The organism is Chloroflexus sp., assembly GCF_034434295.1.
GTDB lineage: Bacteria > Chloroflexota > Chloroflexia > Chloroflexales > Chloroflexaceae > Chloroflexus.
Map to the genome: position 1 here is coordinate 1 of NZ_DAOTZQ010000047.1, position 19,428 is coordinate 19,428.

The 19,428-nt window shown below is 54.1% G+C and carries 18 protein-coding genes; 6 read left to right on the forward strand and 12 right to left on the reverse strand.

Going from position 1 to position 19,428, the window contains the following annotated elements:
* From VAE57_RS06830 to VAE57_RS06845, 4 genes are all read left to right on the forward strand, one after another.
* Nucleotides 1-1,787 (forward strand): VCBS repeat-containing protein (locus VAE57_RS06830; RefSeq protein ID WP_322821138.1); only part of this gene is annotated, 1,787 nt, incomplete at its 5' end.
* A gap of 131 nt (nucleotides 1,788-1,918) precedes the next feature.
* Complete coding sequence (locus tag VAE57_RS06835) at nucleotides 1,919-2,947, forward strand: GDP-mannose 4,6-dehydratase (protein ID WP_322821139.1); 1,029 nt, start codon at nucleotides 1,919-1,921, stop codon at nucleotides 2,945-2,947.
* A gap of 32 nt (nucleotides 2,948-2,979) precedes the next feature.
* A complete protein-coding gene (locus VAE57_RS06840; RefSeq protein ID WP_322821140.1) occupies nucleotides 2,980-3,363 on the forward strand; it encodes a hypothetical protein in 384 nt (127 codons plus the stop codon).
* Nucleotides 3,360-4,454, forward strand: a complete 1,095-nt coding sequence (locus tag VAE57_RS06845) for a glycosyltransferase (protein WP_322821141.1) — start codon at nucleotides 3,360-3,362, stop codon at nucleotides 4,452-4,454. Before VAE57_RS06840 ends, VAE57_RS06845 begins: the two co-directional genes overlap by 4 nt.
* A gap of 34 nt (nucleotides 4,455-4,488) precedes the next feature.
* Here VAE57_RS06845 and VAE57_RS06850 read toward each other — a convergent pair whose 3' ends face one another.
* Both VAE57_RS06850 and VAE57_RS06855 read right to left on the reverse strand, forming a co-directional pair.
* Nucleotides 4,489-5,523, reverse strand: a complete 1,035-nt coding sequence (locus tag VAE57_RS06850; protein ID WP_322821142.1) for an aminotransferase class V-fold PLP-dependent enzyme — start codon at nucleotides 5,521-5,523, stop codon at nucleotides 4,489-4,491.
* A gap of 104 nt (nucleotides 5,524-5,627) precedes the next feature.
* On the reverse strand, nucleotides 5,628-6,461 hold the full coding sequence (locus tag VAE57_RS06855; RefSeq protein WP_322821143.1) for an alpha/beta hydrolase: 834 nt from the start codon (nucleotides 6,459-6,461) through the stop codon (nucleotides 5,628-5,630).
* Between the two features lie 870 nt (nucleotides 6,462-7,331).
* Between VAE57_RS06855 and VAE57_RS06860 the strand changes: the two genes are divergently transcribed.
* A complete protein-coding gene (locus VAE57_RS06860) occupies nucleotides 7,332-9,788 on the forward strand; it encodes a vitamin B12-dependent ribonucleotide reductase (RefSeq protein ID WP_322821144.1) in 2,457 nt (818 codons plus the stop codon).
* 173 nt (nucleotides 9,789-9,961) lie between these two features.
* Here VAE57_RS06860 and VAE57_RS06865 read toward each other — a convergent pair whose 3' ends face one another.
* Both VAE57_RS06865 and VAE57_RS06870 read right to left on the reverse strand, forming a co-directional pair.
* On the reverse strand, nucleotides 9,962-10,285 hold the full coding sequence (locus VAE57_RS06865) for a metalloregulator ArsR/SmtB family transcription factor (RefSeq protein ID WP_322821145.1): 324 nt from the start codon (nucleotides 10,283-10,285) through the stop codon (nucleotides 9,962-9,964).
* Between the two features lie 201 nt (nucleotides 10,286-10,486).
* Nucleotides 10,487-10,636, reverse strand: a complete 150-nt coding sequence (locus VAE57_RS06870) for a hypothetical protein (protein WP_322821146.1) — start codon at nucleotides 10,634-10,636, stop codon at nucleotides 10,487-10,489.
* Nucleotides 10,637-11,049: 413 nt separating this feature from the next.
* Here VAE57_RS06870 and VAE57_RS06875 point away from each other — a divergent pair, with 413 nt between their 5' ends.
* Complete coding sequence (locus VAE57_RS06875; RefSeq protein WP_322821147.1) at nucleotides 11,050-12,834, forward strand: SulP family inorganic anion transporter; 1,785 nt, start codon at nucleotides 11,050-11,052, stop codon at nucleotides 12,832-12,834.
* Nucleotides 12,835-13,263: 429 nt separating this feature from the next.
* On the opposite strand, the gene VAE57_RS06880 is transcribed toward VAE57_RS06875, so the two are convergent.
* The 8 genes from VAE57_RS06880 to VAE57_RS06915 all read right to left on the reverse strand — a co-directional run.
* On the reverse strand, nucleotides 13,264-14,115 hold the full coding sequence (locus VAE57_RS06880) for a hypothetical protein (RefSeq protein WP_322821148.1): 852 nt from the start codon (nucleotides 14,113-14,115) through the stop codon (nucleotides 13,264-13,266).
* 1 nt (nucleotide 14,116) lies between these two features.
* Nucleotides 14,117-14,530 carry a hypothetical protein gene (locus VAE57_RS06885; RefSeq protein WP_322821149.1) on the reverse strand — a complete coding sequence of 138 codons (414 nt, stop codon included), beginning with the start codon at nucleotides 14,528-14,530 and terminating at the stop codon, nucleotides 14,117-14,119.
* Nucleotides 14,527-15,522 (reverse strand): type III-B CRISPR module RAMP protein Cmr4, encoded by a 996-nt coding sequence (gene cmr4 / locus VAE57_RS06890; protein ID WP_322821150.1) that lies wholly within the window; start codon nucleotides 15,520-15,522, stop codon nucleotides 14,527-14,529. The genes VAE57_RS06885 and cmr4 overlap by 4 nt, the downstream gene beginning before the upstream one ends.
* Nucleotides 15,523-15,534: 12 nt before the next feature.
* Entirely contained in the window at nucleotides 15,535-18,231 is a 2,697-nt protein-coding gene (locus tag VAE57_RS06895) for a CRISPR-associated protein Csx11 (RefSeq protein ID WP_322821151.1), read from the reverse strand.
* A gap of 70 nt (nucleotides 18,232-18,301) precedes the next feature.
* Entirely contained in the window at nucleotides 18,302-18,769 is a 468-nt protein-coding gene (locus VAE57_RS06900; protein WP_322821152.1) for a nucleotidyltransferase domain-containing protein, read from the reverse strand.
* A 129-nt stretch (nucleotides 18,770-18,898) separates the two neighbouring features.
* Nucleotides 18,899-19,042 (reverse strand): hypothetical protein, encoded by a 144-nt coding sequence (locus VAE57_RS06905; RefSeq protein WP_322821153.1) that lies wholly within the window; start codon nucleotides 19,040-19,042, stop codon nucleotides 18,899-18,901.
* A 10-nt stretch (nucleotides 19,043-19,052) separates the two neighbouring features.
* A complete protein-coding gene (locus VAE57_RS06910) occupies nucleotides 19,053-19,193 on the reverse strand; it encodes a hypothetical protein (protein ID WP_322821154.1) in 141 nt (46 codons plus the stop codon).
* A partial coding sequence (locus VAE57_RS06915; RefSeq protein ID WP_322821155.1) for a nucleotidyltransferase domain-containing protein occupies nucleotides 19,183-19,428 on the reverse strand: 246 nt, incomplete at its 5' end. The genes VAE57_RS06910 and VAE57_RS06915, both read right to left, overlap by 11 nt.

Here is a 19,428-nt window from a genome sequence, read left to right on the forward strand (position 1 = left end):
TGTTCGCGTTGCGCAACAATGGGCAGGTGATGTGGACAACACAGGTGGCAAGTTGTAGTGTGACCGGTGATGATAGTTTGCTCAACGGTGCCCCCTCCCTGTTCGATCTGAGACCCGATTTGCCCGGCCTGGAAGTGATTGTAGGCTACGGCAAAATTCTGGCCGACCCAAGTTGTCCCGGTGGTATCCGTGCTTATTCAGCTACCGGCCAGCCACTGTGGAACTACCAGATTCCGATCAGTTCGATTAGCGGACAATCGGGTGTCTTCGGTACACCGTCGGTGACCGATGTAAACGGTGCAGGCGATATTATCATTGTTGCCGGTTCAGCCGATCTTTACCTTCACGTGCTGAATAAGGATGGTACATTGCGCTGGAAATACTTTGCAATGGACTCGGTCTGGTCATCACCGGCATTTGCTGACGTCAATGGTGATGGACGCAAAGACATTATCGTCGGTACCGATTTTACGCCGGGGATTGTGTGCGATCCCAACAATATCACGCCTTTTCCACAAACGAATTCGTACTATGAAAGTGCAAAGGGATTCCTCTACGCCTTTCCTGCCGATCCGAACTTTGTGGCTGATCCGATCTACTGTGCAAAGGATGGCGGTAAAGTAATAGGCTTTGGCAAAGGTTTTCTGTGGGCTGTGCGCTTTGATCAGTCAATTTATTCATCACCGGCAGTGGCCGATCTCGATAATGATGGCCAGCTTGAGGTGATCGTCGGTAGTAGCTGTTTTTATGGGGGTAATCCAAAACCGGGTCGATGGGTGAAGATTTTTAATGCAGTGAACGGCACAGAAAAGATGACGCTTAGTGCACCTGAATGTGTTGCTTCATCGCCAGCTATCGGCGATATTACCGGTGATGGTAAGCCGGAAATTGTCGCTGCCGTTGCCTCTGGAGGTTCGAATAATCCACCAGTAGCAACGCCTACTACTGGTGGTCGACTGGTAGCGTGGAGCTTTGACAATCCTAATCCGATCTGGAATATCGTCGTGCGTGGTTCTACCCAGGAACAGGCTGATATGGCGGAAGCTTTCAATAACCCGCTGATTGCCGATATTGATGGCAATGGTTCGCACGAGGTTATTGTTGTTGTCCAGAATTCGGTGATGATCTACAACGGTGCCGGACAAGAGCTTACCCCGAGCTGTCCTACAGGGGGCCCTGAGGCTCAGGCCTGTATGAATCGGAAGTCGATGTTTATGTGGATGCCAATCCGCAATACACCGGCAATCGCCGACATAGATAATAATGGTAAGCTCGAAATTGTTGTCGGCGGCTCACATACCGGCGCCTCGAACAGTGCGTTTGTCTACGTCTGGCGCGATCTCGAACAGGCGATTACCAGCGCGAGTGGCCCCTACCAATCCTACAGCTCACCGTGGCCGCAGTTTCAGCGTGATCCCGCCCATAACGGTCTGTTCCTCGAGCGCAGAATTCGTCCTGGTGCGGCCAGTATGACGGTATTGATGAAGGCGGATCAGGTGCAACAATATACGATGAGCCTCTATTCAAACGATGGTTCACCAATCAACGTAACCATCGGGGAGAACGATTCGAGTGATGTTATTCAGCTTAGCCCGACTAGCGTATCACTTAGCTCAACTACCGGCAGTTCACTCAGTGTTACGATTAACACCAATAGCAAGGTTCCTGGGACCTACAATGCGAAAATACTGCTTAGTGGCAATGATGTGCCCAATGTCGAGATCCCAATTACGGTACGAGTAGCAACCAACGTCTATACGACGTATACCCCTCTTGTGCTGCGTTAATAATCCTAGCAAAACTGCCCTCTGTGGATGAATCGGTCGGCTGATTTGCTGACCGATTCATTGTATCGTTATAATGATGAAGTCTGGATTGAGATTACAAGGAAGCAGGCAGTACGAGACGTATACATGCTATGAAAACATCGTTCCACCTCATCACCGGCGGTGCCGGATTTATCGGTTGCAATCTGGCTGATTATTTACTGGCCCGTGGCGAACACGTCACGATTGTTGATAATCTGAGCCGTCCGCGAACCCCGCTTAATCTGGCGTGGTTGCAGGAACGGTATGGCAGCCGGCTTCGCTTTGTGCAGGCTGATATTCGTGATGCCGCGGCGATGCATGCGGTGATTCCCGGTCATCGGGTCGTCTACCATCTTGCCGGTCAGGTGGCGGTGACGACATCGGTGCAGGATCCGCGTAGTGATTTTGAGATTAATGCACTCGGTACGCTGAATATCCTCGAAGCAGCCCGATTAGCCAGCGAGCCACCGATTGTCTTTTTTGCCTCTACCAATAAGGTCTACGGCGGGATGGTGACTGTTGCCGTGGTCGAAGATGAGACCCGCTATCGTTACCGTGATTTGCCGCATGGAGTACCTGAACATCAGTTACTTGATTTTCACTCACCATACGGGTGCAGCAAAGGTGCTGCCGATCAATACGTGCGTGATTATGCCCGTATCTACGGTTTGCAAACGGTGGTCTTCCGCCAATCGTGCATCTACGGCCCGCGCCAGTTTGGGGTTGAGGATCAGGGGTGGGCTGCGCATTTCGCGATTGCCGCACTTTTGCATCGCCCCATCACCATCTACGGCGATGGGAAGCAGGTGCGCGATATGCTCTACGTTGATGACTTGATCGCAGCTTACATGGCGGCGCTGGAGCGGATCGATCAGGTGAGCGGACGGATATATAATATCGGTGGTGGTCCGCAGAATGCACTTTCCATCTGGGCTGAATTTGGCCCGCTTCTGAGCCGTCTGATCGGACGGGAGATTCCGGTGCGTTACAGCGACTGGCGGCCCGGCGATCAACCGGTCTACATCAGTGATATTTCGCTGGCGCAACACGAGCTGGCCTGGCAACCACAGGTGTCGGTGTACGAAGGGGTGGAACGGATGGTGGGCTGGATTCGCGATCATCTCGTTCTGTTCCGTTAGCAATGTCTGTTTTAAGTGAAACGTGAGTGGTTATGAGCATATCAGGACCGGTCGTGGTTCATCCACAAGACGACGAGCCGTTCGATGTGGCAATTGCCCGCGCATTGCGGCAGTCTGCGCAAAATCAGTACCAGGCTACGCTGCTCAATGAGTTGTTGAGTCGCGATGCGTACCTGGCTGAGCAACTCGGGATATTGCAGGCGACATGGGCACTCACCCCACCACCCGCAACTTCACTGCTGGCACGATTACGGCGCTGGCTGGCCTGGCGATTGTGTGGCCCTGAATTCACCCATATCAACGCTACTCACGCTACGCTCACCCGTATTATCGAGAGCCTGCTTGCTCACCTCGATGCGGAACGGGATGCCCGTCAGAAGCTGGCCGAACGCCTCGCTGTCCTTGAACAACTATGACGCAGATCGTCTGGCATTCGACGTTTTCCTCACCGACCGGGTACAGTAGCTCGTCGCGGGCGATTGTGGCCGGTCTTGCCGCAACCGGTCTGGCCGTCCGGCCGCTCTATCTCTTCGATGCCGACGATGCCGAGCGCGTCTATGGTGCTGTTCCACCTGCTATTCGTGCTCTGCAACAGTTGCCAATCCGCCTCGATGTGCCCCAGGTTGTCTACGGTCGGGGTGAGCTGTTCTGCAAGAATAGTGGTTCCTATCGGATCGGCTTTACCATGCTGGAAACCGACCGCCTGCCTGCCCATTGGGTTGCCCAGGCCAATCTGATGGATGAAGTCTGGACGCCGACGGCATGGGGGTGTGCGGTCTTTGCTTCCAGTGGCGTCAAACGCCCGCTCTATGCAATCCCGCTTGGGGTTGATGTGAGTGTCTTTACACCCGCTTCACCTCGACAGGAGCTTACCGACCGCACAGTGTTTCTGTCTGTGTTTGAATGGAGCCAGCGCAAGGGCTGGGATATCTTGCTCTCCGCCTATCGAACGGCTTTTAAGCCGACCGATCCGGTGGTGCTGGTGTTGAAGATTGATCACCGCGCTGCCGGTAATCCGCTCCGCGAGCTGGCAGGCATTCTCGGAGATCAGGCGCCGCCGGTGGCGGTGATCTACAACCAGACGTTCAATCCAGCACGGATGGCCGAACTCTACCGGAGCGCCGATTGTTTCGTCTTACCCAGTCGGGGTGAGGGTTGGGGGATGCCGGTGCTGGAAGCGATGGCATGCGGTCTACCGGTTATCGCCACTGCCTGGAGTGGACCAACCGCATTTCTCGATGATACCTGTGGCTACCCACTGCCGATTCGCAATCTGGTGCCGACCGGTATTCCCATCGGCCCATACGCAGATGCCTGTTGGGCAGAGCCTGACTTCGAGGCGTTGGTGGAGTTACTTCGCCACGTGCATCGACAACGCGACAAGGCCCGGCAACGTGGGGTACAAGCCGCATTGCGCGCCCAATCCTGGTCGTGGCAAAACAGCACACAGACGATTCTGAACCGCCTGCGCGCTATCGGCGTCGAAGTGGTTGATGAAAAGCACTAAGGCTGTATAACCGTATCAGATGGTCGTCTGTCGCTCAGCGGGTTGCCGCATCAAGTGCTTCGCCTACCCGTAATACCTCAGCGAGCGTATTGTAGAAGTGGGGGGCGACCCGCACGCCAGCCCCCCGCGGGGTGACAACAATCCCGGCTTCGTAGAGACGCTGCGCGACCATAGCCGGATTCTCAACCAGCGCGACCACAATGCCACTCCGGTGCGCTGGTTCGGTACTGGCAGCCAGTTGATACCCGCGCTCCTGGAGATCGCTGATCAATGCATCCACCAGCGTCGCAATCTGGTGCGTGATCCGCTCAATGCCAACCTCTTGCAGCAACGTAACCGCAGCCAATGGAGCGAGATTGTTGGCGACATTTGGTGTTCCCAGCGTAAACCGCTCGGCAGTTTCAGGCAGGGTTAGATTGTAGTCGAGATAGTTCATACCGCTCACACTACTGGCAGCGCCAACGTAAGCTCCTGGCACCAGATCACGGATCAGCTCACGGCGCACGTAGAGGAAGCCACTACCGGGTGTGGAGAGCAACCACTTTTGCGAACTACAGGCCAGCATGTCGATATGACATTCCTGCACATCGAGCGGAAATGCCCCCAGTGTCTGGATCGCATCAACCACAAAATAGATGCCCCGCTCGCGACAAAGCTGGCCGACAGCCGCCAGATCATTGCGAAATCCGGTCGCAAACATCGCTGAGCTAAGCGCGATCACTCGTGTCCGATGATCGATGCGTCGCACCAGCAGATCGAGATCGAGGCCACCCTGATGTTGTGGCACGACCTTCGTCAACACACCGCGATATGCCAGTTGCTGCCACGGGTAGATGTTAGCCGGATAATCGCCATCAAGCACCAGCACATTATCACCGGGGTGTAACGGCAGGCTGACGGCGGCGGTGTTAATGCCGGCAGCCGTGTTGGGCATCAGCACGATTTCATCGGGCGAACGAGCGTTGATCAGCCGGGCCAGGCGCTGCTTAAGCTCGGCAAACTGTGCCATCACCTGTGGGAAGACGGCCAGAAACGGCTCACGGGTGGCATGGTCAAGGTAGCTCTGCACTGCCGACTAGACACGCTGATGCAACGGTGAGACAGCCGCATGGCTGAGGAAGGCGTAGCGTTCGGTAATCGGGAATCCAGCACGATAAGCGGCCAAATCGATAGTCATACAGCTCCATCCTTCAGAAACTCAGTCAGAATAGCGTGGTATTCGTGTGGTCGTTCGAGCATTGGCAAATGACCACACTGCTCAATCCAAACCAGCCGGCAGCGAGGTATGCGAGCGGCGGCAACTGGTGCACCCGGCGGTGGCATAATCTGATCGTGACGGCATGCGACCAGCAGGGTCGGAGCGCGCACTGCGGCCAGAGCAGCGCTGATTGTCGGACTTCCCGCTCCCCGTGCAGTCTCCAGGGCAGTGCGTTGTTCCATGGCCAGAAAATCGGCAAAGGTCTCGCGCAGCAGCGTGTGATCAGCAGGTAACCGGTAGAAGAAACGACTACCCACCAGGCGCATCAGGGGTTGGACATTAAGCATCCATGGGCGGCGTAATGCCAACCAGAGGGCCATCAGATGGTGGATCGACGCCACAACCCTTCGTTCACGCTCATCACGAAAGGTACTGAAGCTGGTGACAATCAGATGGGAAACCCGTTCGGGGTAGCGAGCAGCAACGTGAACGGCGACAGCAGCGCAGAGTGAATGGCCGTTGATGGCAAACCGTTCCAGACCAAGGGCATCGGCAAACGCAATCACCCAATCGGCAAGCCGTTCGAGCGATAACCGACCGCTGAGCGGAGGTGATGCCCCAAAACCGGGCAGATCAGGGGCGATCAGCATGTACCGATCCGCCAGATCGCGTAGTGTATAGTGCCACAACCGCGACGAGCCACCCCAACCGTGCAGCAAGAGGAGCGGATAACCCTGCCCGGCACGACGAAACGACGTGCGCAGACCGGCAACGGCAGTTTCAGCAGCAGATGCAGTATGTGTGGTCATAGGGAAATAATCCCTCGCAAGAAGTGTCTACATAACTATGATACCACATCGCATGGTCATCGTTTCACGCTCAGACATATACGTGTCGCGTGGTTTGGCGTGCGGTAGCTATGCTGTCGTGCCAGCCGTGCTCCCAACCAGGCGCGGCTGCATGGCTGCCGCTGATGATGGTGATAACAAGTGGTTGCGTCGTTCGCAACTGGGCTGACTACCCGTGCATCTGACGGTGTGTGAGAGGGGACGCGGATCGGAAGGGGTCGTGGGCCAGAGTGATGTGATGTCCCAGCGCAGGCTTCCAGCCTGCGCCACACGAGCAGCATTGGTGCCGTGCTGACAACGCAGGGGCATGCTATGCAGCGGAATGTCCCAACCACCCCACGTTGGTGATGGGTAGCGCATCGATTGTGCAAGCGATGGTTTTGACCGATACATCTACCACATCCGCCAGTTTGGTGGCAGGTTGAATCGCTCTCTGCACAACGGCCCGCAGATGCAGACGGGCCTCCCGGCAGCGCGAGTGAAACAGGCAACGGATAGTGATGATCATCCCCCATATCCATGAGCCATAGCGTGAGGCAGAGAAAGGCAAACTGGCGTGGAACACCTGATTCATTATCGTCAAGTTTGTAAAAGGTTTCTGTAATCTTTCCCCGCTTGACACAACACCGATTACTATGCTAAACTAGCCAAGCGTGCAAGAACACCAATATATGCACTCTATCAGCCGTAGTACACACTAGATATAGTATGACGATCTGGTGTTCATTGATTGCGACCTGATGTGTCGTTAATAACCTTTTTACAGTTAAGTGCACCTCTGTTGGTGTCTACACGTGTGAGAGGTCTATCCTGAAGAGGAGCTTTCAACCAATGATGAAACAAGAGCTTGCCCCCGCCAATCTGACCGACATTGCCCGTACCGTGCTCAAAAAGCGCTATCTGTTGAAGAATGAGCACGGTGATGTGATCGAAACCCCTGAAGCGATGTTTTGGCGGGTGGCCGAGACCATCGCCGCCGTCGATGCTCGCTATGGGGCGTCAGCCGAGCAGGTCGAAGCGCGTGCCGAACGATGGTATCATCTGATGACCCAGGGCTATTTTGAACCAAACAGCCCAACCCTGATGAATGCCGGGCGGCCATTGGGACAATTGAGTGCCTGCTTCGTCTTGCCTATCGATGACAACCTGACCAGTATCTACGAGACGCTCAAACATCAGGCACTGATCCATCAAAGTGGTGGTGGTACCGGCTTTAGCTTCTCGCGGCTGCGCCCGCGCAACGATGTGGTGCGCAGTACGATGGGGGTGGCCAGCGGCCCGGTGAGTTTTATGGATGTCTACAATCACTCCACCGAGGCTATTAAACAGGGTGGGACACGCCGTGGCGCAAATATGGGTATTCTGCGCTGCGATCACCCTGATATTCTTGAGTTTATTACCTGCAAACTCGATACAACGAAAATCACGAATTTCAATATCTCGGTGGCGATGACCGATGCGTTCATGCGAGCCGTTGAGCGCGATGAGGCGTATGACCTGATCAACCCACGCACCGGTCTGGTGCAGATCGCCTCGCGTGATGGTCTCAAGCATCCGCTCACCGGCGAGGTACTCGTTCCCGCCGGTCAACCGATGCGCTTGTGCGCTCGCATGGTCTTCGATCTGATCGTGCAGTGCGCCCATGCCACCGGTGAACCCGGTCTCTTCTTCATCGACCGGGCAAACGAGTACAATCCGGTGCCCCACCTTGGCGAATACGAAGCGACCAATCCCTGCGGTGAACAACCATTGCTGGCCTATGACGTGTGCAATCTCGGTTCGATCAATCTGGGGAAATTTGTGACCGATGCCGGCACCATCGATTGGGAATCACTCCGTGATGTTGTGCATGAGAGTACCCGCTTTCTCGATAATGTGATTGACGCCAATCACTATCCGCTCGAACAGATCTCGCAGCTCAGCCAGCGGATTCGCCGCATTGGCCTTGGGGTGATGGGATGGGCCGATATGCTGGTGCGTCTGGGCATTCCGTACAATTCATCGGACGCGATTGATCTGGCGCGACAGGTGATGCGCTTTATCGACGAAGAGAGCAAAGTGGCGTCCGAGCAGCTTGCCCGCGAGCGCGGTCCCTTCCCGGAATGGGAGTACAGCATCTGGGGGCCTGATGCGACATGTGCCCGTCGCCCCGATGGATCGCGTATTCGGCCCCAACGCCTGCTCCGCAATTGTAATGTCACCACCGTTGCCCCAACCGGCACGATCAGTATTATCGCCGGCTGTTCATCCGGCATCGAGCCGCTGTTTGCGATTGCATTCTGGCGCTACCAGGCTGACACCCGCATGCTCGATATCAATCAGGACTTTGTCGCGCAGGCCAAACGCGAGGGATGGTACAGCGATGAACTGATGGAGCGGATTGCGGATACCGGTCACATCCATCACCCGGACGTACCGGCCTCGGTGCAGCGGGTGTGGGTCACTGCCCACGATATTGCCCCAGAGTGGCACGTGCGCATGCAGGCAGCGTTCCAGGAATACACCGATAGTGCCATCTCGAAGACGATTAACTTCCCGCATGACGCAACCCCCGACCAGGTTCGGGAAGCCTACGAGCTGGCCTTCCGCCTTGGCTGCAAAGGGATCACCGTCTATCGTGACGGATCGCGGGCAAACCAGGTGCTTTCAACCGGCTCAACCGGTAAGCGTGCAGAGTCGGCGCCGGCCTCCGATCACCCGGTGGAGGTGACACCGCGACCGGTTCCGGCTGAGGGATTGCCCAGCCACTCCTTCCCGGTTGTCACGCCACTCGGCAAACTGCGGCTCTTCGTGACCGAGTTAGACGGGAAACCGTTCGAGGTCTTTGCCATCATTGGGCGTGCCGGTAGCGATGTCACTGCGTTCACCGAAGCGATTGGACGACTGATTTCCCTCGCCCTCCGGTGTGGGGTTCCGGTGAAACTCATTGCCGAGCAACTGCGCGGCATTGGTGGTTCGCGCTCGGCCGGATTCGGGCCGGATCGGGTACGTTCGGTGCCTGACGCGATAGGCAAGGTATTGCTCGATCATTACGTGAAAAACGGGAACGGGAATGGCAACGGCAATGGGCATGACTACGAGTACGGCAACGGCGAAACCGATACTGGTCGGACGTACACCAATGGAGTCAGCGAGGCTGTGGCCACCGCACCGGCAAGCCATCACCATAGCGATCCGGGTCATGGCACAATTGAAGCTGCCGAAATCTGTCCTGAATGCCAGAACGCGACCATGCTGAACGAAGAGGGTTGTCGGAAGTGTCACTCATGCGGTTATAGCGAGTGCTAGTAGCATGTCGTGAAACATTCGTGCCGGGGTGAGCATACTCATCCCGGCACATTGTATTGTCTGGTTCAGGGCAGGTGGGTGCAGGAAATTGACCGAAGCTACGCATGAACGACGCTCTCATCAACAACGGCTGCTACCGGTAATCGTTATCTCCTCACCCTGGGGCAGCGACCTTATTGCTCTTCGCTCAGCGTTGCCAGCATCTCCTGAGTATCGATAAGATGATTGTTGAAGATCACCCGAGCCGCATCGAGCAGTTGAAAAATCATGGGATCGCGCACCCGGTAATAGACCGTCGTGCCCTCTTTGCGTGAGTCAACGATATTCTTATTGCGCAGCACTGCTAATTGCTGCGACACATTCGATTGCTCGATGGCCAGTGCCTGTTGTAATTCCTGCACACTGCGCTCACCGGCCCGTAGTTGATCAAGAATGGCAAGGCGCGTAGGATGAGCCAGGGCTTTGAAGAATTCAGCTTTGAAACGGTGAAGAGGCATACATTTATCTTCTAATATTCTAATATTTGTATCAATTATACGATAAGATGGCGCGAAAAGCAACACTGCCCGATAGCCGCTGTCTGGAGGAGATCATACCCTCTCATCTCCAACCTTACGCATTATTGACGATGAGAATTTATTTCATGAAAAGCTGTGCGGTCATGTTCCCAAACGGTCGCACAGGTGCATGAACGCTTGTCAATCGCCAACGACAACATATCCCGAACCCAGGCTGCCGGTATGGCAGCGAGGAGAGCTAACGACCAGCTTCGGTGCCATCACGCGCCGGATTGGTGGCATTTCCCGCTTGTCATCCGCGTGGTGCGTGGTGTGGAGTGCGGCAGCCATACTGCCGCACCGGTGTGCTCACGATCCGGCGCGTGTCACGCCGTTGACTTCGCTCGACAGGCGGATGCCGGATGTGCTCGTCGCGATCATAGAGTCTGTCAGTAACAAATTGCGATCACTTCTACACAACGGCATATGTGACGGGATGTCGTCGCACGCTGATCCAAAACGGTGAATTAAAAACCTCATCTACCGGTAGAGAAGCTTCGCCAGGGCTGACCTCCATCCGGGTCGGAATATGGCTTCCTTATTCCCCAAAACGCCGTCGACAGATTGTAATACCGGACACAAGATGGCTACCCGCCAGTCATGAATCGTGCACTGTGGCTGTTGTATTGACAGATGATCGTAAGCGTGATACAATTCTAAAAGAATATGTAATATTAGAATATTATCATATAACAAAGTAAACTATGAAAACTACCACATTTCGCCTGCCCCTCATCGCCTTACTCCAGCGCGAGTTTGCCGGTTATTCAATATCTCACCTGCGGGCTGACATATTGGCCGGTCTGACCACCGGTGCGGTTGCTTTACCGTTAGCTCTCGCGTTCGGGGTTGCTTCTGGTGCTGATGCGCCTGCCGGCCTAGTAACAGCAATCATTGCCGGGATTCTGATTGGTGGTCTGAGTGGCGCAGCGTATCAGATCAGCGGCCCAACCGGTGCTATGTCGGCGATCCTGATCGCGATTTCTGCCCGCTACGGTCTGGAAGCGGTTTGGGTCGCTTGTGTGTTGGCCGGACTCTTGCTCATCCTGCTCGGTTTATTTCGTCTTGGTCGGTATATTTCATTCATTCCTTCACCGGTCATTGCCGGCTTTACCAGTGGGATTGCGCTGATTATTGCAATTGGGCAACTCGATAACGTTCTGGGTGTGAAAACACCGGCTGCTGAAAATGCCTTTGAGAAGGTATTTCACTATTTCACCCATCCTTTGCTACCCGACTGGCGGACGATCACCATTGCCGGGATTGTTATTGCTGTCATGATTCTGTTGCCACGCATCAACAAAACCATCCCGGCATCACTTGTCGGTATTATTCTGGCCACGGTGATAAGTGTGGTGTTGGGATGGAATGTCCCAATGATCGGTGACATCCCGCGTACCATTCTGCTTGAGCACCGGTTGACCTGGAATGCAATTCCGTGGGAGCACCTGAGCGATCTGCTGACACCGGCCGTCTCGATTGCTGCCCTGGGTGCTATCGAGAGTCTCCTCTGTGGCGCCGTTGGTTCTACGATGAGCGGCAAGCCTTTCGATAGTAATCAAGAGTTAATTGCCCAGGGCATTGGGAATATTGCCATTCCATTCTTTGGCGGCGTTCCGGCGACAGCGGCGATTGCCCGTACCAGTGTTGCCATCAAGAGTGGGGCAGTTACTCGTTTGACCAGTATTATTCATGCACTGTTGCTGCTGTTGAGTGCATTGGTTTTGGGGCCGGTCATTCGCTATGTTCCACTGGCCGCGCTCGGTGGTGTGTTGTTGATGACGGCGTGGCGAATGAATGAGTGGGAGAGTATCCATTTCTTCGTCAATGCGCACTTGCGCCACGCTCTGATCGGCTTCTTCATCACGATGATTGCCACCGCTGCGCTTGATTTAACCCAGGCGATTCTGATCGGTGTTGTCATTTCGGCGCTTATTTATCTCCGCCAATCAGCAACCAGTACGGTTGTTACTACTGCACCGGTCAACCCGCAACAGTTACAGGTCCAGGGGTCAACAATTACAGCAACCTGCCCTAGTATTCACGTCTACTACCTTACCGGGCCGATCTTTTTCGGTAGTGTCACCACCGTGCTCGAAGCATTTGAAACTGCCGGTGATTACCATACGATTATTATCAGTATGCGTGGTGTACCGCTCATCGATGCAATGGGTATTCAGGCGCTGCACCAGATTGTTGAAGAGCACCACGCCCGCGGTGGCGAAGTCATCTTTACCGCGTTGCAACCGGCTGTACTGGATGTGTTCAAGCGAACCGGTCTGTTTGATCTGGTTGGTGCACGCAACATCTACTGGAGTTCGGCGCACGCGATCATCGAATTGCATGAACGACGCCTGGTTGCCGGTTGTCCCCGCTGTCACGCTTACAGCGAGAGTTGCCAGCTCTTGCAGAACGCCCGCCAACGTCTTGCACCACAACCGGCGAATCAATCTACTCTTTCAGGTGAGTCGGTGCGGGGAGGGGTATAAGATGCTTTTCATCACTGATCCACTAGAACTTATTTCATACAAGCTGTGCGGTCGTGCTCCCAGATGGTCGCCCAGACGTATACACGCTTGCCAATCACCAAGGCGGCAGTCTATCCTGATCCCAGGCTGCCGGTATGTCAACGAGAAGGGCTAACGGTCACCTCCGGTGCTATTACGCACTGGATTGGGTGCCTGGCTCGTTCGTTATGCGGGTGGCGCGGCGTGTGGCGCACGGTAGCATGGCTGCCGCAGCAGCCGTGCTCACAATCCGCCACGCGTCACACCGTTGCCCCTGCTGGTCACGGGGAGACTGGGTGTGCTCGCCACGAGCATAGCGTCGATCAGGAATGAATGAGATAACTGCTAGCAGACGTTTTTGAAATAGGTTCAAGTACACCCACGAACGATGGCGCATCTCTGAGTCGTAGATCAGGTAGCATTCCAGATACCAAATTCTCCAATGACAAATGTTTTCTCCTCGGACAGCCGACTACCCGGCGTAAAGCAGATACCATTGAACTCCAGATGTTGACCGGCGAAACGATGTTGCTGGTTCTGTGAGCGCCATTCACGTCCGACCAGTGGCTCGATGTCGCCAGTGGCATCGATCTGATCGGCTCTGGTATGGGCGAGGAGATATGCAGAGGTTATCTGCGGTCGACCTTCGCTGCCATTCCAGGTAGCCTTGTTTTTGAATAATTGTGTTGCCTCTTCAACCATATTCAACGTTACCAGTTCCAGTACACCCCATCCATATCCCCGCTCACCGCCAAGCTGGATGCGTTCACATGCCTTACGCCAGGCAAGCTGACATCCGCTGCGCTCAAAGATATAGCCGATCAGGAAGACCGGCTTGCCGTCGTCGAGGGTAAATGGGGAGAGAAACTCGACTTCGTGTAGTGTGCCTTCTGCGGCTGAATTGTGCGGGTAGATCAGCGCCGTGCTGTTGTAACTGCTGAGAAAGCGGCGACGAAACAGGCTTTCATTCTCCCAGGGCCAGGCAACTTGATACTCATACTTATCACCCTCTTTGGTAGCCGGGTAAAAGTAGGTGTATGCCAGATTTTCGTTGACCTGTTGCCCAATTTGCTGATATGCGGCTGAGTCGGTTGCCGGCATCTTTCTGTTCGGATCATCGCGTGTCAGGCGCATTGTTAGTGCGCCCCACAAGGTACGACCGGTAACGTATGGACGGGTAAGTTGGACATTCCCCACCTTGCTCCAGCCGATATGCAGTGGAGCGCGTAGACGGAAGATGACCTGAAAGGCAGACCAGCTCATACTATTGCTCTTGCTTTTGCTCGTATGCTTCACGTGCCTTGGCTCCGTAGCGAGCATAGATCAGCATCTGCTCCAGCGTCTCTTTTGCCAGTAGCAGGCGTTCCAGGTTCGTTGTTACTGTGTTGCTGATGTATTTCAACACATTCTGTGGATCGTTTGGTTTTGGGATACTCTGGTCAAACTTCAGGTCTTTCAGTAGCTTCAGCATCTCGTCAACCACTACCCGCCCATTCTCCTTCTCCTTCGCCAGCAGGTAGAGGAAGCAGGCATAGACGCCATTTTCTTGCAGTACGCCTAAAGCTTTGGTGACAGTGTTGTCAACGTCGCCAGCCTTTTTGGCAGCGGTACGTCTAACGATTGCCTGCGCATACGTTGCTGCCAGATAATCCAGGTTGACAGGTACCTGATTAGTCACGACTCGCCTCCCTGTCCATTATGACCGGCTGCGCAAAAATGTTCCTCAACCGGATCGCCGACTACCGCCACTCGTCCAAACCCACGTGTACCCATGCCGCCCACACCGAGCCATTCCATCAGGCGAAAGCCGGCGCGGACAACGTCAAGGGGACATTTCCATTCACCTCCCGGCAGAGGTTTACCTTTATCAGTCTTATCTTTAGGAAAAGGTCGCCCGTTGCTACCATCACGATAATCATCCAGGATCACCTCAGTGGTCAGGAAAGTGGCGCGGGGTATGGCTTCGTAAGTGAAGAGTGCCCCCTCTTCAGCAGCACCGGTTTGTGGGTTGATACTCACCGAAGTCCGTACCTCCAGATTACTGTTGACGATGTGGCTGAAGAGGTTTTCATGCACCAGGACAATACGGCTGGCAATGGTTTGCCAGCGTTGATCAGATTGCCAGTTCGCTGGTACGGTCAGGCTTGCCTGACCTTTCGCAATTCCTACCATCAACCAGCCTACGTTAAGCGGCTTGCTGCGTGACCAGGTGAGGAGTGCCTGATCGGTCTGCCAGTTCTGCGGCACGTTTGCAACCTGAATACCGGCATCCTTCAATCGTTCAACCGTACTCACCCACACCGGACCTACCATCGAATGTACTGGAAAGAGCAAGACGTGGGCATCGCAGATGCTGACAACACCGGAATAAGCAGCGACCTGATTGCCGTTCCCTTGCTTTTTGATATAGCCAAACGTGTAGCAGACTGGATTCAAATCCGGACTCTGTACCTGATCCTGATTCTGTCCAGCAGCCTCTGGCGTCTCGTACAGTTGAGCGGCATAAGAACGTACAGCGCCGTGCAAACTGGTACCGGGAATTTTCGGAACACGGGTGCCCGGCTCACGCACGATGCTGAGATCCACACGACCCAGGCGATAGCCACCGGTACCAATATGTACCGGGTCGGTCGTCATAAGTAGATAGCGTTGTCGTTTATAGGTTGCCATCTCTCCCTCGTTTTAGTCTTCTTTCAGGATTTCCATATGCAATTCGAGCAGATCGGCCAGTTCACCGCGTACACCAGCCTGAACAAGATACTTACGCCATTCCTCAGAGAACTGGTGCCAGGATGCGTGCCTCGGCCACTCTGCGCCAGCCAGGGTATCGGCAACAAACTGCCGGAAGACACCATCGGTCAAAGAGGTACCACTCTGGTCTTGACCGTACCAGGCTTCACGGGTAGCCTCGATAGTGCGGATCACCTGATGGCGCTGAGTAGTGGACAAATGCTGCATATAGCCCCACAGCGTCTCCAGGCGATCCAGGTCTTCCAGATAGCATGGGCGAGTACGGTATGGACGTTGCCCGTGCTCGTTATAGTGTATCTCAAAGCGACGGGCAGTGGTGTCAAGAAACTCAAAATCGAAGATAGAAGGCATAAAGTGTACCTGATCACCGGGTACCAAATCGCAGACATGTACCCAGGTTGCGCCATCTGCACCGGTAAACCGGCGCTGACGATCGTTCCGATTGCCGTTTTTCAGTTGCCAGTAGGGATACCAGAGGTCCTTCGTTTCGCCATCACCCATCACGGTGGGAACTTCGACTCGTAGAGAACGCCCATGACAATTGGAGAGTGTTAGTGACACCCGACGTGGCCAGCCGTTAGGCAGGCAATCGCGTCGTTCAAGACTTCCCACTGTCCAGATACCCGTGGTAAAGGGATATTGTGTCATGCTGTGTCCGGCGTCAAGCAAGGCTCTCAGTGGTGTGCGACGGGGTGCGAAAACGATACCAAGGTAAAGAGGGAGGCGATTGCGCACCTTACCCATCTCACGCTCGTATTTGCACTTGATTGCCTGAACAATCTTCAATGCCCGATCAGCCGGAACGGGCGCCATGAATACACGTGGTTCGGCGAGGATGGGGATGGCAGGCAAATAAGATTGATCGATTTGTGTTACCTGTTGGATGGTAATCTGACCCAGTCGCCTGTTCCTGGCTCCATAGCCGGACGGTTCCTCCAGATCATAGGCTTTGCCTTGCACAAGACATGCACTCAGTGGCTGACCCAACTGCTCAGGTTTTGCCAGATATTCCAGGTTGTGGCAGGTGAGGAAGTGCTTGCCATCCCACACCACGCTCACTGCTACACCGTTGATGATCAGGTCATAAGTGTGGTGGGTAATAACACTATGTGGTACGCCGTTTCGTGGAGTGATTGCCAGGCGCAGCTTCGGCCACTCCACACACTGCCCTACCAGAGATTGCTTGATCTCTCTTTCCGCTTCGGTGGGTAGCACCTCCTGCCAGAATGTGCGTGTCGTCTCCCAGATGCGGCGCAGGCGAGCGGGGGAGGGATTCTTAGGCTGGCATCCTCCAGGATTATTTGCTGCTGATTTTACCAGCATAGTTTGTACCAGGTCGCCAGAAAGCCATCCATCCAGACCAAAGTGCCCGATAATCAATGCCAGACGTCCAGTATTGTTGGCAACCTCATCGAGCCAGATGGTAGTTGAGAGGTTTTTAATCCATCCCTGAATGCGGGGAACACGTCGCTCAGAACAGGTCTGACAGACCTGTTCGTCCTCTTTCTTTGGACGCAGGCGACAGACAGGACAAAGTTCCCAATTGCCCTGTCCGACGGTTTTCCATTGCTGTTTCCAGCAGGTACTCAAGTTTTGACTATCGAAAGGTTGAGCCAGAGCCTCAAGAGCTTCCTTACGTGCTTTGCTTAAAATACTCTTGAGTTGTTCCTTAGCAGTCGTACCGTCTCCTACTGTTACTGCAATGCGTGGCGCAAGTTCCATCTCCACCTCCTCCACGCGGCGGCAAATAAGCTGCGCCAGGTTAGGAGGCAAGTCCAGATCGGGGAAGGTGAAGTAAATACCAGTAGTGTCGCGGTACACCTCATTACCGAGAGGATAATCTTCCTCAATCAGTTTTTTGATACGTTCACAGGCTTCGTCGATAACTCGTTGATAACCCAGCAGATCGGCGATTTTGATTGCCCTGGCATAAAGACCAGGCACGTCAAAGTTGATGCGCAAGATGCGCCATGTTTGTTGTGATGGCAACTTTAGCAGACAGCCTGCAATCAGAGGTTTATACAAGCATCCGGTGGCATATCCCCAATCCCATAGAGTAACCTCGTTGATAGGGCGGCGTGTGTCTCCCCAGGCATTAGAAAAGACTTCTTGAATTGCAGATAATAGATTTTCTCTATCGACAGGACGAGACTGGGTTTGTAACAATGGTTTGACCTTGGACAAGAGATTGTCCAGCAAGTTGTCCGGTTCAATGGGTTCAAAGCCGAATGCTGTACTGATTCGGTCACAGGCTTCATCTTCTTGCTCATTGATACCTAGTTCTTTGTCTACATGAGCATGGTCATGGCACTTTCCTAGAAGTTGTACGAGAGGAGAAGCATGCTTGCTCGCAGTTGATGGATTTCTTCCTTCTTCACACAGAGTTTTTAGGTCTATAGAGCCACAAGTAAGTACCTTAGCAGAAAGTACCTCAGCAAAATCACCTGGAGAGGGTGACGGGGTGCGGCTCCGCCAAGTTTTTTGCTTATTAGAAAGCCGCGGATTTTTTTCCCAGTCCGAAGCAACCTTTTTATCAATACACTTTTGCCAATCGTGCAACAACGCCGCCACCTCCGCCAGCAGCAGCGCTTCGCGGTTATCTGCCAGGATTTGTAGATCTAGCGTCACGCTTCACCTCCCTACCACTGCATGTATGACGACACCTATCCTCGTTAGATCGGCAGTTCCCTTCGATACTTCACGCAAATCCCTCCCACATCGATGGCCAGGTGGAAAACGGCGCACTCCACACCAGGTCGTGACCAATTAGACGGCGTTGGAGATGATAGTGCTCAATTTGTCGGCGAATCCACTCCAGGCGAGGAGCAATGTATCCTTGCGGATCGAGCAGCACCACACCATCCGGAGCAATATCCAGGTAGAGCGATGGCAGGCGAGATTCGAACTCCTGTGGAGTTTTTGCCAGCAAACTGGTCTGCCCTCGCCAGGCATCTGGGAGCATCTTCTTGAGGAAGAAATGACGAGCCAGCGCCCGTTCAGGCAGATCATGGGCAATCACCAGCAGGTCCCAATCACTTTCCGGACTCGACTCACCACGGGCGCGAGAGCCGAAGAGAACGACGGACAACAGTCCATGACCTAACCCCTGATGCAGGGATTTCACCACCGGCGATAACGTTAATTTGAGCTGGTCAGTGTCGATCATTTCGGCTTTGAGATATGTTCATCTGTACGCGTACTCATCTGAGGCAATGATACTGCTACTTTTGGCAGTAGAAGAGACTTACAGTTGTTTGCTGGGTAATCTGTAAAATTCAGCACTGTTCCCATCTGCTTACCATATGTGTTTGCCTAAGGTTTGCTCGATCCGATGAAGCGCCTGTTTTACTACTTCAAGTGCCTGGGTAGCATCTTGCTCTCCCCGCAAACCTTCCGGTAACATTCCAGGCAATGCATCGGGATAACGGGTAGGAAGCATAGAATTCGACTCAGCAATTGTAAGCCCTTGACAGCTTTTTCAACACACTACTGGGCATGGAAACAAGCCTGGTTAACTGTTCACTCGTTCCCAGTTCGGCCATCCGCAGATCCTGACGGGCAAAATCTAGCCAGCGTTCACTACTGCTCATAAATCACCTTCCCTTTTACCACGATTTTTTCGCGAGCGAATGACTGTTGATTGACCAGACTCGCAAATTCTTGCGGAGTGTAGACAAACACATCCAAACCTACCATGGGACGTAGCAATTCTATCACGTTGCGAATGCGACCCGGGCAGTGACGCTCAGTCTCCTTGATAATCACCACGTCAATATCCGACCACTCCTGTACTTGCCCTGAAGCAAGTGAGCCGAAGAGGAGAAT

Bases quoted from the DNA above. Each gene is read 5' to 3' on its own strand.
- VAE57_RS06875 (WP_322821147.1), top strand. From the start codon at position 11,050: ATGAAAACTACCACATTTCGCCTGCCCCTCATCGCCTTACTCCAGCGC.
- VAE57_RS06835 (WP_322821139.1), top strand. From the start codon at position 1,919: ATGAAAACATCGTTCCACCTCATCACCGGCGGTGCCGGATTTATCGGT.
- VAE57_RS06905 (WP_322821153.1), bottom strand. From the start codon at position 19,042: ATGCTTCCTACCCGTTATCCCGATGCATTGCCTGGAATGTTACCGGAA.
- VAE57_RS06865 (WP_322821145.1), bottom strand. From the start codon at position 10,285: ATGCCTCTTCACCGTTTCAAAGCTGAATTCTTCAAAGCCCTGGCTCAT.
- VAE57_RS06880 (WP_322821148.1), bottom strand. From the start codon at position 14,115: ATGAGCTGGTCTGCCTTTCAGGTCATCTTCCGTCTACGCGCTCCACTG.
- VAE57_RS06900 (WP_322821152.1), bottom strand. From the start codon at position 18,769: ATGATCGACACTGACCAGCTCAAATTAACGTTATCGCCGGTGGTGAAA.
- VAE57_RS06855 (WP_322821143.1), bottom strand. From the start codon at position 6,461: ATGACCACACATACTGCATCTGCTGCTGAAACTGCCGTTGCCGGTCTG.
- VAE57_RS06870 (WP_322821146.1), bottom strand. From the start codon at position 10,636: ATGGCTGCCGCACTCCACACCACGCACCACGCGGATGACAAGCGGGAA.
- VAE57_RS06910 (WP_322821154.1), bottom strand. From the start codon at position 19,193: ATGAGCAGTAGTGAACGCTGGCTAGATTTTGCCCGTCAGGATCTGCGG.
- VAE57_RS06860 (WP_322821144.1), top strand. From the start codon at position 7,332: ATGATGAAACAAGAGCTTGCCCCCGCCAATCTGACCGACATTGCCCGT.
- cmr4 (WP_322821150.1), bottom strand. From the start codon at position 15,522: ATGGCAACCTATAAACGACAACGCTATCTACTTATGACGACCGACCCG.
- VAE57_RS06840 (WP_322821140.1), top strand. From the start codon at position 2,980: ATGAGCATATCAGGACCGGTCGTGGTTCATCCACAAGACGACGAGCCG.
- VAE57_RS06845 (WP_322821141.1), top strand. From the start codon at position 3,360: ATGACGCAGATCGTCTGGCATTCGACGTTTTCCTCACCGACCGGGTAC.